14 protein-coding genes (1 of these 14 only partly in view) are annotated in these 14,271 nt (G+C 64.6%); 9 read left to right on the top strand and 5 right to left on the bottom strand.

The window, feature by feature from the left end; translation table 11 throughout:
• Positions 1–200, bottom strand: the start of a protein-coding gene (locus EGH24_RS01970) for a phytoene desaturase family protein (protein ID WP_142978499.1). 1,342 nt of this gene lie to the left of the window's left edge; 200 of the gene's 1,542 nt are visible here — the first part of the coding sequence; its start codon is at positions 198–200; its stop codon lies off the left edge, out of view.
• A gap of 153 nt (positions 201–353) precedes the next feature.
• Here EGH24_RS01970 and EGH24_RS01975 point away from each other — a divergent pair, with 153 nt between their 5' ends.
• A complete protein-coding gene (locus EGH24_RS01975) occupies positions 354–644 on the top strand; it encodes a hypothetical protein (protein ID WP_142978500.1) in 291 nt (96 codons plus the stop codon).
• A gap of 87 nt (positions 645–731) precedes the next feature.
• On the opposite strand, the gene thiM is transcribed toward EGH24_RS01975, so the two are convergent.
• Together thiM and thiE are read right to left on the bottom strand one after the other, a co-directional pair.
• On the bottom strand, positions 732–1,568 hold the full coding sequence (gene thiM, locus EGH24_RS01980; RefSeq protein WP_142978501.1) for a hydroxyethylthiazole kinase: 837 nt from the start codon (positions 1,566–1,568) through the stop codon (positions 732–734).
• On the bottom strand, positions 1,561–2,220 hold the full coding sequence (gene thiE / locus EGH24_RS01985) for a thiamine phosphate synthase (protein WP_142978502.1): 660 nt from the start codon (positions 2,218–2,220) through the stop codon (positions 1,561–1,563). The genes thiM and thiE overlap by 8 nt, the downstream gene beginning before the upstream one ends.
• 86 nt (positions 2,221–2,306) lie before the next feature.
• On the opposite strand from thiE, the gene EGH24_RS01990 reads away from it, so the two are divergent.
• The gene (locus tag EGH24_RS01990; RefSeq protein ID WP_142978503.1) at positions 2,307–3,752 is read left to right on the top strand and encodes an MATE family efflux transporter; all 1,446 of its coding nucleotides are present in this window, start codon (positions 2,307–2,309) and stop codon (positions 3,750–3,752) included.
• Between the two features lie 31 nt (positions 3,753–3,783).
• On the opposite strand, the gene EGH24_RS01995 is transcribed toward EGH24_RS01990, so the two are convergent.
• Entirely contained in the window at positions 3,784–4,110 is a 327-nt protein-coding gene (locus tag EGH24_RS01995) for a hypothetical protein (protein WP_142978504.1), read from the bottom strand.
• 127 nt (positions 4,111–4,237) lie between these two features.
• On the bottom strand, positions 4,238–4,720 hold the full coding sequence (locus EGH24_RS02000) for a hypothetical protein (protein WP_142978505.1): 483 nt from the start codon (positions 4,718–4,720) through the stop codon (positions 4,238–4,240).
• A 165-nt stretch (positions 4,721–4,885) separates the two neighbouring features.
• Here EGH24_RS02000 and EGH24_RS02005 point away from each other — a divergent pair, with 165 nt between their 5' ends.
• The 7 genes from EGH24_RS02005 (at position 4,886) to EGH24_RS02035 (ending at position 14,252) form a co-directional block, all read left to right on the top strand.
• Positions 4,886–5,770: an HFX_2341 family transcriptional regulator domain-containing protein gene (locus tag EGH24_RS02005; RefSeq protein ID WP_142978506.1), complete on the top strand. Its 885-nt coding sequence runs from the start codon at positions 4,886–4,888 to the stop codon at positions 5,768–5,770.
• A gap of 204 nt (positions 5,771–5,974) precedes the next feature.
• Positions 5,975–6,487, top strand: a complete 513-nt coding sequence (locus tag EGH24_RS02010) for a gluconate 2-dehydrogenase subunit 3 family protein (protein WP_142978507.1) — start codon at positions 5,975–5,977, stop codon at positions 6,485–6,487.
• Entirely contained in the window at positions 6,484–8,130 is a 1,647-nt protein-coding gene (locus EGH24_RS02015) for a GMC family oxidoreductase (RefSeq protein WP_142978508.1), read from the top strand. The genes EGH24_RS02010 and EGH24_RS02015 overlap by 4 nt, the downstream gene beginning before the upstream one ends.
• A complete protein-coding gene (locus EGH24_RS02020; protein WP_142978509.1) occupies positions 8,127–9,773 on the top strand; it encodes a GMC family oxidoreductase in 1,647 nt (548 codons plus the stop codon). The genes EGH24_RS02015 and EGH24_RS02020 overlap by 4 nt, the downstream gene beginning before the upstream one ends.
• Positions 9,770–11,437, top strand: coding sequence for a GMC family oxidoreductase (locus EGH24_RS02025; protein ID WP_142978510.1), 1,668 nt, complete (start codon positions 9,770–9,772; stop codon positions 11,435–11,437). Before EGH24_RS02020 ends, EGH24_RS02025 begins: the two co-directional genes overlap by 4 nt.
• Before the next feature lie 66 nt (positions 11,438–11,503).
• Complete coding sequence (locus tag EGH24_RS02030; RefSeq protein WP_142978511.1) at positions 11,504–12,010, top strand: hypothetical protein; 507 nt, start codon at positions 11,504–11,506, stop codon at positions 12,008–12,010.
• Between the two features lie 253 nt (positions 12,011–12,263).
• Positions 12,264–14,252 carry a CARDB domain-containing protein gene (locus EGH24_RS02035; RefSeq protein ID WP_142978512.1) on the top strand — a complete coding sequence of 663 codons (1,989 nt, stop codon included), beginning with the start codon at positions 12,264–12,266 and terminating at the stop codon, positions 14,250–14,252.
• The last annotated feature ends 19 nt before the right edge of the window (positions 14,253–14,271 follow it).

Consider the following 14,271-nt stretch of genomic DNA (forward strand, 5'->3'; position numbering starts at 1 on the left):
GCCCGNCCGCCGAGCTGTTCGTTCTTCTCGANGACNGTGACGTNNGCGCCGGCGTCGGCGAGATAGCAGGCCGAAGACAGCCCCCCGAACCCGCTGCCGACGATGACGATGTCGTCGCCGTCGACCGGGATATCGCCGTCGTAGCGGCCCTCGTTGCCGCCGTGTGTGCCCCTCGCGTCGTCGTCGCTGGCGGTCGCCATGTTACCTAACTGGAGGGTCGTCAGTCAAATAAAGGGCCGGACTTCGCCGGGCGAGTCGCCGAGTTGTGGGCCGCGCGCCCTGACTGGTCGGTCCGGCGTGAAGTACCCGATATATTTATCATTATTGTTCACCAAGAATGATGTGTGATATGTATGGGCACAGCACGAAACGGTGCGGCGTCAGACCCGCACACCGACGGCAGCTGTGACGACACCGGGCTCTGCAACAGCCGTTGGGGCTACGTCGAAAGTGCTGTCGCTGGCCTCGTTGTGATACTCGTCGTTGGCTGGTCGTTGCCGATGCTGCTGGGGATGACCCAGCCGTTCGGGCTGTTTGCGACGACCGCACTCGCTACGGTCGCGCTGGCGGTGTGGATCGGCCTCTGGGCGGGACTCAGCCTGCTACACAACAGAATTCGGGCAGCGCGTCGAACACCGCAGTAACACGCAGGGACTGACAGTCAACGAACAGCGGTTCCGCCGGGAGCGTCGATGCCATCGGGAGCGTGGCCGCCACTCCGTTTTATCGCGTTATTCGACGCGCTCGACTCGCTCGCTGAGGTCGTCGTCGATGTCGCCAGCAGCGTCCGGCGTGAGATTCCAGACGGAATCGAGGAAATTCGTCCGGTAGCTCGCCGGCCCGTTGTAGTCGATGTCGGCCGCGCGCTCGCCGACAAGCCCGAAGGCCAGCGTCGCGTGCAGGGCGGCCGTCAGGGTGTCGTCGACGCCGCCACAGAAGGTGGCGACCGTCCCGCCGAGCATACAGCCCGTACCGACGACCTCGCCCATCATCTCGTGGCCGGAGTCGACACGGTAGACGGCGTCGGCGGTGGCGACGATGTCGGTTTCGCCGGAGGCGACGACGACGGTGTCCGCGGACTCGGCGACCGCCTGTGCAGTATCTTCGATCTCGTCGTACTCGCCGACGGATTCGACGCCGCGGACTTCGGCCTCCGCACCCGCCAGCGCGGTGATCTCGCCGTAGTTGCCCTTGATCGCCGCGAAATCGACGTCGGCGAGCAGCCGCTCGACGAGTTCGTTTCGCGTCGGCGTCGAGCCCATCCCGACGGGATCGAGGACGACCGGCACGCCGAGTTCGTTGGCAGCGAGGCCGGTCTCGTAGATCGCCTCGCTGAGCGAGTCGTTGACCTGGCCCGTGTTGAGCAGCACCGCGCTCGCGCCCTGTGCCATCTCGGGGCCGTCGTCGGGCCCGTCGGCCATCACCGGCAGCGCGCCCCAGTGGAGCGTGATGTTGGCCACGTCGTTGATCGTCACGCGGTTGGTGAGATGCTGGATCAGCGGCTCGGCCTCTCGCAGGCTCGCCAGCGACTTAGATAGCGCGGCCGCCGAGACCGAAGCGTCAGTCATCCGCAGCTACCTCCGCTTTGCCGACGACTGCCTCGCGCAACTCACGGGTAGCGGCCTCGGGATCGTCAGCGGCGGTGATCGCGCTGATGACCGCGACCGCGCTCGCGCCGGCTTGGATCGGCCCGCTTGCGTTGTCGGGGGTGATACCGCCGATAGCGACGACCGGGAGCTTCACGGCTTCGACGATTCGGGCGAGTTGGTCGACGCCGAGGCCGTCGTCGGCCGTCTCGGCGTCGGGTTTCGAATCGGTGCCGTAGATCGCGCCGACGCCGAGGTAGTCCGCGCCGCTGATCGCCGCCAGCCGGGCCTCCGAGACGGTCGACACCGAGACGCCGACCGTCGCCTCCGGGCCGAGGATCTCGCGGGCCGTCGACACCGAGGGGTCCGATTGGCCGAGGTGGACGCCGTCGGCCCCGATCGCGTAGGCGATATCGATCCGGTCGTTGACCAGCAGATCGACGTCGGCCGCGCTCGTCAGCTCGCGGAGCCGCTCGCCGAGTTCGATCCGGTCTTGGGCGGAGGTGCCCTTCTCGCGGAGTTGGACGGCGTCGATGCCGCCGTCGATGGCTGCCTCGACGATCTCCTCGGTCGACCGGCCCTCCGAGAGGGACTGCTGTGTGACGAGGTACGTCCGCCACTGATCGGAAGTCATGGGTGTGATTACCGTGTGCGCGGTAAGCGGCTTACGGTCCCCGACGGACCCAAAGCGACAAACGGCCGCGTGCCGAACCCGTCCCGATGACTGGCCTCGCCGACCGGCTCGTGGCGGCGGTTGCGACGCTGTTCTCGCGGGTGGCGACGCTGCTCGCGCGGTTGGGAATCATCGAGCGCGAGCGGCTGACCGCGACGGTCGATCTCGCGTGGCCACGGGTACTCACTGGTTTCGCCATCATGTCGAAACAGACCGCCGACCTCGCTATGGTCGGGACGGTGCTGGGCGCGCCGGCGGTCGCGGGGCTGGCCTTCGCCGGCGCGTACTGGACGGTCGGGAAGTTCGTCGCCATCGGGCTAGCTGGCGGGACCGTCGGGCTCGTCTCCCAGAACTACGGCGGCGGCGAGTCAGCGCGAGCGGCCTTGCTGGTCAAACAGAGCGTCTGGGTCGCTCTCGCGTTGGCGGTCCCGGTCGTCGTCGGTTTTGTCGTTTTTTCGGATTCGTTGATCGCCCTCCTGAGCAGCGACAGTGCGGCGGTCGGCTACGGCACGACCTACCTCGTCATCGTCGCGCCCGCGCTCGTCTTCGAGTTCCTGAACATGATTGCCAGCCGGACCTACGCCGGCGTCAGCGACACGTTCACGCCGATGGTCGTCCGCGCCGGCGGCGCGATCCTGAACGTCGCCCTCAGCGGCACGCTGATCTTCGGCTTCGGCTGGGGCGTCGCCGGCGCGGCGGTCGGCACCGCGGTAGCGACGGCAGCAGTCACACTGACGTTCTCATGGGGCATGTTCGGTCGCGCGTATTTCGGCTGGGGAGCCAGCCCGGTCGCGCTCTCGCTCGGCGGGCCGCAGTTCGACCGCGAGCTACTGGGGCAGTTGCTCCGAGTCTCGACGCCGCTGATCGCCCGCCGGGTGGTGCAGGGCATCGCCACGTTCCCGCTGCTGGCGATCACCGCCAGTTTCGGTTCGGCGACGGTGGCCGCCCTCGAAGTCGGCCGCCGAGTGCGAAACATCGCCAACAGCACGAGCTGGGGGCTCTCGATTGCCTCCAGTACGCTCGTCGGGCAGGAACTCGGCGCAGGCGAGGAGAGCGAGGCGAAAGCCTACGGCACCCAGATCATCACGCTCACGTTCGTGATCCACCTGTTCGTCGCCGCCGGCGTGATCCTGCTGGCCGAGCCGATTGCGACCGTTTTCGTCGACGAGCCGGCAGCGGTGGCGTTGTCGGCGACGTTCATCGCCGTCTCGGCGGTCAGTCTCGTCGCCATGGGCGTCGACGGCTCGGCGACGGGCGCGCTCCGCGGCGCGGGAGACACGCGGATTCCGTTTTTCGCCTCGCTGATCGGGCTCTACGTCTTCACGCTGCCAGTGGCGTATCTCGGGACCGTTACGGCCCTCGGCGAAACCGCGCTGTACGTCGCGTTGGTCCTCGAAACGGCGGTCCCGGCGGCGGTGACGCTGTGGCGGTTCCGTAGCGACCGCTGGCAGGCAGTGAGTCGGGACTATCGACCGGACGCAGATACGTCGTAGTCAGTCGGTGAGGGCTGCGCGGCTCGTTGGATCAGGCTGCTGCAAACGGTCCGTACCGACTCCCGACGCCGTACGTGAGTACCGCCAGCGCGCTCAGCGTCAGCCCGGCAATGATGACACCAGCGATGAATGCCAGCGGTGTGACGACGAGCGCCGGGTCGCTGCCACGCATAACCAGTCGATACAGTGCGTCGTCGCCGATAGCCACCGCGAGCGACCCGCCGATACTGATAGCAGCGACGAAGCCGGTCCAGCCGGCTTGGGTTCGGGGCGATAGATCGCGGCGGAGCGTATCCGTGAAGACGAGGACCGTCGCCAGCAGGCCGATCACGAGATTGAGGAGGGCAGTTACGAGCATATCACTCCGTGGGTCGACCGGCAGTGACGGACTGCGGGAGAATAGAAGTGACGACCGCACCCGTTCGGGCGCGCCTACCGGTGGCTCCGGGAGGTGGTCGCCACCGCTCAGCACCGGATCCGACCACCTAGATCGACTTCGCCGTCTCCATCGCGTCACTAATTTCCTCGTCGCTCAGGTTCCCTCGTGCTGACGACGGCAGCCAGAGCGCGACGCGCCACTCGCCGTCGGCTTTGCTAAGGACGAACCAGTCCGTGTTAGTCGCCGATCCCAGCGGTGTCGAGTACTGTACGTCGGCGTGAACCTCCGCCGTCCCGTCGCTCTGCTCGACGATCTCCGTCGACGCGACGGTCGCACCGATGCTTTCGAGCCCGCCGAAGGGCTCGAAATCCGCCGGTTTGAGTTCCGGTGCTTCGCTGTCGGGATGGTACATCTCGTTCGTCGCTTCGAGGTCGTCATCGCCGTACAGCGTGGTGTAAAACGTCTGGACGGTTGTTTTCGCCGAACTGCTCTCGCCGCCGTTGCTGTCGCCGCTGTTGCTGCCGCCAGCACAGCCGGCGAGACCACCGATTCCAATCGCGGTTGCCGTTAGTATCTGTCTGCGACGCATAACTAACGCTTCTACGTTAGTATAATAAATATTTGGGTGACACGAAATGGAGCCACTAGTAGTCGGCGCACAGCCCCGTCGGTCGGTATCGACGAACCGCCATCCCACCGGCTGGGATTCCGGTATACGACAAGTACAAACCACCCGATGCAGTAACGTAGACCGATGGAGGTAACCGATCGGGTTCACGTGGTCGCCCACGGCTGGGAAGTCGCGCGTGTTGTCGACCCGCTGTACAAACTCAAGGCCGACAAGATCGTGCTCGTCCTCCCGGACAACGAGGCGTTCATTCCTGACTTCGAGTACGAGATGATCGAGGAACTCGAAGCCAACGACCGCATCGAGGTCGAAACGCGGACTGCGAACCTCTATGACCTCGACAGCGCGCTCCAAACGATCACGCAGGCGGTCAAGGACCACGAAGAGGACGAGGTGTACATCAACGTCTCAACGGGCACCCAGATCGCCGCCATCGCGGGGATGATGGCCGCCCAAACCTCCGAGGCCACGCCGTTTTACGTCCAGATCACACCCGATGACGCCGACGAAGACGAGGTCTGGACGCCTGACGAACCCATTTTCTCGACCTCCGGGGAGATTACGGAACTCCCCGTCTTCGAACTGCAGGGCCCCTCGACCGAGCAGCTCCAGATCCTCGGCTTCCTCCACGGCAACGACGGCGTGACGAAGAAGGAACTCATCGAACACGCCGAGGAGGAGGAGTTGCCGTTCATCATGAACACCGAGGCAAAGTCCGACGAAGGCCGGTATCGCGTGCTCGACTCGCACATCATCAACCCGCTCACGGAAAACGAGTACATCACCGTTGAGAAGGCCGGTCGCAAGAAGGAGGTCTCGATCACTCAGCGCGGGATCGACGCGCTGGCGGCGTTCCCGCTGGATTCGGAGACGATGGAAGCCGTTGAAAACAGACCCGACGGGGACGTTCGTGAGATGCGGTCGAAGGCGTTCAACCCCGACCTCGAATCGATGACGAGCCGGACGAAAGGCCATCACGCCGGACTAGACGATTCGAGCGACCAAGACTGAGTTGCGGTACTGCTCCTTTGTTGTCGACACCCAGCACTGCGGACCGATCCTTCCGGTATCGGCTGGACCGACATTGTCGAGCCGCCGAGAGCATGCTGCATAGTTACACCATCTGTGATCGATCATCCAGCTCTTCAAATACTAACATAGGTTAGTTAGTGGTGTAAATTTATATATGAGGATTATCCATTGTGGATTGTACCCATGGAACTGACACGACGGGATGCGGTAACCGCACTTACCGCCGCCGGCATCACGACGACCGCGGGCTGTGCGGGGCTCACGGGAGAGACAGGCAGCGACGCCGAGCCGATGGAGGTACTTGTCAGCCTTGCCGACGTGCTGTACCCCTCGGACATCGAGCCGACCCCCGAGTTCATCGAGACGTTCATGTACGGCCGGATTACCGACGAGGAGTCCTACCGCGAGGAGTTGACGGCTGGCATCGAGACGCTGAATCAGCTGGCAGCCGACGAGCAAGGCGGCGCGTTTCACACGCTGAGTGCCGACCAGCGGCGGAGCGTCATCGAGAACACGGACCTGCGGACCGGACCGTCCGAGCCCGACGGTAGCGACGTGGCACGGGTGAACTACTACCTGCTCGACGAGTTGCTGTTCGCGTTTTACTCCTCGCCGACCGGCGGCGAACTGATCGGCAACACGAACCCGCGGGGCTTCCCCGGCGGCTTCGGCTACAGCCCATCCCTCGAACAATGAGCACGAACGAATCAACCACGACGACGGACAGAACGCCAGTCGACGAGCCCGACGTGTGCGTAATCGGTGCCGGCCCGGCCGGTGCGCTCCTCTCGCATTCGCTGGCGAAACGCGGTCACGACGTGGTGATTCTCGAAGCCGGACCCAGATTCGACAAGGAATCCCGCGTCGACCGGATGAAGCTACAGATCCACCCGGACCGCGAGGTCAACGAAATCTGGGACATGGGCGGCGAGCGCGACGAGTACACGAACTCAAGCGAACGTCCGTTGCCGTTGAACAAACGCCGCGTGAAAGGCGTCGGCGGCACCAGCCTCCACTGGGGATCGGTGACGCCGCGATTCAGACCGCGTGACTTCGAGATGCAGACGCGTCACGGCGTCGGGAAGGACTGGCCCATCAGCTACGAGGATATCCGGCCCTACTACGCCCAGGCCGAACAGGAGATCGGTGTCGCCGGGCCCGACGACGCGCCACATCAACCGCCCCGCGAGGAAGACTACCCGATGGACCAGCTCCCGCGGAGTTACAGCGACAAGCTGTTCGCAAAAGCGGGTGAGGCCCTCGACATCGACGTCCAGCAGGAACCGATGGCGATCAACGACGGCACGTACGACCGCAATCAGTGCCAGGGGTACGGCACCTGCGAACACGTCTGTCCGTCGGGTGCGAAGTACAGCGCCGACATCCACGTCGACAAAGCCGAGGAAGAAGGCGCGACTGTGCTCACCGAGGTGCCGGTCCAGCGCCTCGAACACGGCCCGGACGGCGAGGAGGTGACCGCGGCGGTGTACGAGACGCCCGACGGGACGACCCACCGTCAGGAAGCGGACACCTTCGTCGCCGCAGCGGGTGCCTACGAGACGCCACGACTGCTCTTGCTCTCCGAATCTGACCAGTACCCAAACGGCCTCGCCAACTCCAGCGGCACGCTCGGCAAGTACTTCATGGACCACGGTGGCGGGTTCGTCATCGGCCTCCTGCCGGACGAAGAGACCCACGTCTCGGAGTACGGGCCAGTCGTCTCCGGCGGCGTCTTCCAGTTCTACGACGAGGAAGAGCCGACGGGCGGCATCAACATCATGCTCGTAAACGTCCCGGAACCCTCGGTGGCCGAAGTCGCCATCGGGAGCAACAAGATCGGCGACGCGTTGCTCGACCAAGTCGAGCTACAGTACGGCAACACGCTTGGCATGAGTATCGTCACGGAGATGCTGCCCCGCGAGGACAACACCATCACGCTCGACGAATCCAAGACAGACGACCGCGGCAACCCGGTTCCGGATGTAGACATCTCGGACGGGCAGTACGTGAAAGACGCCACGGAGAAGGCCGTCTCGGAGTCGACCGCTCTCATCGAGGAAATCGGCGGCAACGTCGTCTTCTCACAGGGGACGCACACGCCCGACGCGGACTACATCGAGGACACCAAAGGCGGCTACCACCCGATGGGCGGCACCCGCATGGGCGAGGATCCCTCAGAGAGCGTCGTCGACTCGACGCTCAAGACCCACGACCTGGACAACCTGTACATCTCCGGTGGCGGCGTCTTCGTCACCGGTGGCGGGTCGAACCCCACGCTGACGATCATGGCCCTCTCGCTGAAGGCGGCCGACCACATCCACGAAGAACTCCGGTCATGACCACGAACCAATCAGCTACCGCGGACAGAACGCCGGTCGATTCCCCCGATGTCTGTGTCGTGGGGGCCGGCCCAGCAGGGGCGTTGCTCTCACACTCGCTGGCGAACCGCGGTCACGACGTGGTCATTCTTGAAGCCGGCCCACGCTTCGACAAGGAGTCCCGCGTCGACCGGATGAAACGCCAGATCCACCCGGATCGGGGCGTCGACGAGATCTGGGACATGGGTGGGGAGCGCGACGAATACACCAACTCCAGCGAGCGCCCGATGCCGCTGAACAAGCGTCGCGTCAAGGGGGTCGGGGGGACGAGCCTCCACTGGGCCTCCGTCGTCCCGCGGTTCCGTGAACGCGATTTCGAGATGCAGAATCGCCACGGCGTCGGCAAGGACTGGCCCATCAGTTACGCGGACCTGCAGCCCTACTACGCCGAGGCCGAACAGGAGATCGGCGTCGCGGGCCCCGACGAGGCACCGCATCAGCCGCCCCGGGAACAGGGCTATCCGATGGATCCCCTGCCGACGAGCTATGCGGACAAACTGTTCACCAAAGCCGCCGACGCGCTGGGCTACGACGTCCAGCCGATGCCGATGGCGATCAACACGGGCGCGTACGACCGCGACGAGTGCCAAGGGTACGGGACCTGCGAGCACGTCTGTCCCTCCGGCGGGAAGTACAGTGCCGACATCCACGTCGAGAAGGCGGAGGCCGAAGGGGCGAAGGTGCTGACGGAGGTCCCGGTGCAGCGGTTCGAGCACGGTCCCGATGGCGAGGAGATCACGGCCGCTGTCTACGCGACGCCAGACGGCGAGACCCGTCGCCAGGAGGCAGACGTCTTCGTCGCTGCAGCGGGCGCTTACGAGACGCCACGCCTGCTCCTGCTCTCTGCGTCTGACCAGTATCCGAACGGGCTGGCGAATTCGAGTGGGACGGTCGGCAAGTACGTCATGGATCACGGCGGCGCGCTGGTGATCGGCTTTCTGCCCGACCAGGAGACACACTCGGCGGAGTATGGGCCGGTCATCTCGTCGGGGATACAGCAGTTCTACGACGACGATGAGGACCCGATCGGCGGGATCAACATGATGCTCCTGAACCAAGCGGAGTCCCCGCTGGCCCAGATGGCCATGGAGAGCAACGCGCTCGGCGACGACCTTCTAGCGGAGCTCAAACGACAGTACGGCGGGACGATCGGGGCGTCGACTTCGGCGGAGATGCTCCCACGCGAAGACAACACCATCACGCTCGACGAGTCCAAAACCGACAACCACGGGAACCCGGTCCTCGACATCGACATCACTCCCGGACAGTACGTCCGGGACGCATCGGCGAAGGCCGCCGACGTCACGACCGAACTCGTCGAAGAGATGGGTGGACGGATCGCCTTCGAGCAGGGATCGCACACGCCGAACGCAGACTACATCGAACCCGAACAGTACGGCTACCATCCGATGGGTGGCACCCGCATGGGCGAGGATCCCTCGGAGAGCGTCGTTGATCCGACGCTGAAGACGCACGATCTCGACAATCTCTACATCTCCGGTGGTGGCGTCTTCGTCACCGGCGGCGCCGCGAACCCAACGCTGACGATCATGGCCCTCTCGCTGAAGGCGGCCGACCACATCCACGAGGAACTCCAGTCATGAGCACGAACGAATCAACGACAACGATGACGACGGACAGAACGCCGGTCGATGGGGCGGACGTGTGCGTGATCGGTGCCGGGCCGGCCGGCGCGATGGTCGCCTACTCGCTGGCGAAACGCGGTCACGACGTGGTCATCCTCGAAGCCGGCCCGCGCTTCGACAAGGAGGCCCGCGTCGACCGGATGAAAGACCAGCTCCACCCGACCCACTCGGACAACGAAATCTGGGATATGGGTGGCGAGCGCGACGAGTATTCCACCTCGGGCGAGCACTCGTGGCCGGTAAATCAGCGGCGCGTCAAGGGCGTCGGCGGCACCAGCCTCCACTGGGGGTCGGTCGTGCCGCGACTCTACGAAAAGGACTTCGAGATGCAGAGTCGACACGGCATCGCCCGCGACTGGCCGATCAGCTACGAAGACCTGCGGCCGTACTACGCCCAGGCCGAACAGGAGATCGGCGTCGCCGGCGACGACGAGACGCCGTTTTTCCCACCGCGAGAGGAGTCCTACCCGATGGACCCGCTGCCGTTGAGCTACTCGGATAAGCTGTTCAAACAGGCCGGCGAGGAGCTCGATATTACTGTCCACTCGATGCCGATGGCGATCAACACCGGCGAGTATGATCGCAACGAGTGTCAGGGGTACGGCACCTGCCAGTTCGTCTGTCCCTCCGGTGGAAAGTACAGTGCCGATATCCACGTCCGCAAGGCCGAACAGCAGGGCGCGACCGTCATCGACGAAGCCCCGGTCCAGCGGCTCAACCACGGCCCCGCCGGCGAGGAGATCACCGAAGCCGTCTACAAAACGCCCGATTGCGAAACCCACCGCCAGACGGCCGATACCTTCGTCGCCGCCGCGGGGGCCTTCGAGACGCCGCGTCTGTTGTTCCTCTCGGAGTCGGCGGAGTATCCCAATGGGCTGGCGAACTCCAGCGGCACGCTCGGCAAGTACTTCATGGGCCACCCGCCGGCCGGCGTAATCGGTATCCTGCCCGGCGAGAACACCCACCAGGACGAGTATGGTCCGGTCGTCTCCGGTGGTATCCATCAGTTCTACGAGTACGACAATCCCGACGATCCGCAACGCGGCAGCGTCAACATGTTCACGATCAACGTCGCCGGCCCCTCACCGGCGACGATGGCACTGCAGAGCGACGCCATCGGCGACGATCTCTTGAATCAGGTCGACGCGCAGTTCGGCTCAACGATCGGCGTCAACATGAGCATCGAAATGTTGCCACGGGAGGACAACCAGATCGGGATCGACCGCTCGACGACCGACAACCACGGTAATCCCGTTCCCGATGTCGATATCACGCCGGGCGAGTTCGCCCGGAAGGGTCAGGAGAAGGGCCTGCAGGTCGGCAGCAACCTCATCGAGGAGATGGGCGGCAACGTCGTCTACGCGAAGGGGACGCAAACAGCGGAACACGACGGGTTGACACCGCTCGGCAAAGGCGGTTACCACCCGCTGGGCGGGACACGAATGGGCGACGACCCCACCGAGAGCGTCGTCGATCCGACGCTGAAAACCCACGACCTCGATAACCTCTACATCTCCAGCGGCGGCGTCTTCGTCACCAGCGGCGCGTCGAATCCCACGCTGACGATCATGGCCCTCTCACTGAAGGCGGCCGATCACATCCACGAAGAGCTCCAAGCATAGCTCCGCCGCTGGGGTGCTGTCATTTTAGCATCACGTTTTACGTGGATTGCTGAGAATAGGGGTCGCATGCAATCCGAGACTGACACTGACGACTGGTATGCCAGACGCTGGGGGCGGATCTTCTACTGGACGATCCTCGTGGCGACGTTGCTTGGAATCGGCCTCGTGATGACCGGCACCGGCATCAACGCCCGAATTCCGCCCGTCGTCTACCTGTTCGGCTTTCTGGGCGCGTCGGTCTACGCGTTCACTAGCTTCGCCAAACGGTTCGGACAGGCGGGTCGCTACCGGCTCAAGATCATCAGCCGGACGGTCGCCGTCTTCCCGCTGGTGACGGGCGTCTACCTACTGGCGTTCAGCTTCCCGGACATCTCGGGCGACCTGAACGTCCTTGCCGGCGAGGGGATGACTGGGACCGACCGACTCGTCGGCGGGCTGGTCTTCGTCGCCGGCATCTACGTCAGCACGACGCTCAAAGCGTTGGACGCCTTCGCCAAACGCACGCTTGGCTATCCCGGAAGCCACGCAGAGCGGGAGGCCTCAGAGGACACCGACATGGAAGCGAACCAGTAAGGACGGTGTTGGATCGGATTGTGTGCCCCCCGAACCGCAACATGTTGGTCAAACACTGATTACGGTACGGCGTGAGCGTGCTGCCATGCGGGTCACGGACAGCATTCGATCACCGGCCACTGAATCACCTCTCTCACGGTGGCGTTCGGTGGTGGTAGCGGTGACCAGACCGCTCGGGGCGGCTCACCACATCGACCGTCGGAGCAAAACCCAGTACAAAAGCCACATCTCCAAGAGGTATCAGAGATAGATCATGCGGAGGTATGCCAAACGCGATTTTCTGAAACTCACGTCAAGTAGCGCGCTGCTGCTCGGTGGGGCAGCCCCTGTTTCGGCGCAAGCAACTGCGTTCAGTGCGGGGAATTTTACTGCGCCCGCCTCGGCAAACGTCGGTGACAGCGTGACGGCGGTCGTCGATATCACGAACAACGGCACCGCCGACGGAACGGTCGCCGTCGAGTATCGGATCGGTGGCCAAACGACTGCCAGCAAATCACTACCGCTCGGTGGCGGAAGCTCACGGACAGTGACGCTCCGCGGTACGGTCCCCGAAACCGCAAGCGGCGAGCGACCCCACGGGATCTACCTCGACGGTGGGGCGACCGCTGCAACCGCCTCGACGATCAGGATTAATCCGTCCCCGACTGAGTTCGTCGTTGAGGGCATCCGACCAGCAACGACGGACGGCCGCGTTGGCGACGACATCTCGGCGACGGCGACCGTCCGAAACCGCGGTGAGACGAGCGACACCACTCGCGTCCAGTACCGGATTCAGGATCGAGTGGTTGCTGAGCAGGAACTCACGGTAAACGGCGGTGAGACACGCGTCGTCACCCTCAGCGGACAGGTGCCGACCGTCCCCGCCGGCGACACCCGACAGGGCGTGTTCGTCGGCGAGACGAACGTCGGCGTCGATCAGTCCGTCACTATCCGTGCTGAGGATGCCTTGTTTTCGATACCGACGTGGACCGGCCCATCCCGCACGGCGGCAGCCGAGTCGGTGACAGCGACTGCGACAGTACGTAACACCGGTAACAGCACTGGCACCACGACAGTCGACTACGAGATCGGCGAGACCCGGATCGCCAGCCGCGAGGTCACCCTCGGGGCCGGCGAGCGCACGTCGATCAACCTCACAGGTGATCTCCCGGACCGCTCGGCCGGGAGCTACCAACAGGGCGTCTCTGTCCGTGCCACGGACACCGGATTCACGTCCCCACTCCGCATCGAGACGTCGCTGTTCAGCGTTGCCCAGCTTGACGCGCCATCTGCAGCGGCGGTCGGCGAGCAGCTCACCGTCACGGCCCGCGTCACGAACAACGGACGCACACGTCGTGGGTCGCCCATCGAGTACCGCATCGACGGGCAGCGAGTCGCCCGCAAGACCGTCGACCTCGGTGCCGGAGAAACCACCACCGTCACGTTCTCCGTCCCGGTCCCAGACAACCGCCCACGAACCTACGAGCACGGCGTGTTCGTCGACGCCAGTACGACCGGACAGACGACCAGCCTCCGAATACACGACTGGCCTCTCGTCACTCTCACCGACTTCGAGGGGCCACGAACCGCAACCGTCGGTGAGGAACTCACGGCCACGGCGACCCTCCGAAACCGCGGCGACGGCCGCGACACCCGAACAGTCGAATACCGGATCGGTAGGCACACGATCGCCGAACAATACGTCTGGATCACCAGCGGGAGCGAGAAGTCAGTCACGCTTTCGGGAACCGTCCCCAGCGTTGTCGCTGGGAGCTACACACACGGCGTCGCCGTCGACGGCGATAGCTCGACGAACAGTGTTCACATCGCTGCCCCCGCTGACACCGCGTTCAGCGTCTCGACCGTTTCCGGGGCTACCGAGGGCGCGGTCGGTGACACCGTGTCGGCGGAGGCGACCGTCGAAAACACCGGCACTGAAAGCGGGTCGATCACTGTCGAGTACCGCATCAACGGCCGGATCGTCGACGGCCAGTCGGTGACGGTTGCCGCCGGCGACAGCGAGACCGTGTCGTTCGACGCACCGGTTCCGGACGTGGCGGCCGGCGACTACACGGCTGGCGTCTTCATCGCCAACACGACGCGCGGTCGGACGAGAACGTTCACCGTGACCGACTCCGAAGGGCGTACCGACGATGGCGCGCCGGGGTTCGGCATCGGGACGGCTGCCGCCGGGACGGCCGGCGCGGCATACCTCTACGGACGGTACGGCTCCAGTGGGGACGACGCTGAACGGGTGGAGTAAGACCCTCTACAGCTACCTG

Origin of the sequence: Halonotius terrestris (genome assembly GCF_006861665.1) — an archaeon.
GTDB classification, from domain to species: Archaea; Halobacteriota; Halobacteria; order Halobacteriales; family Haloferacaceae; genus Halonotius; species Halonotius terrestris.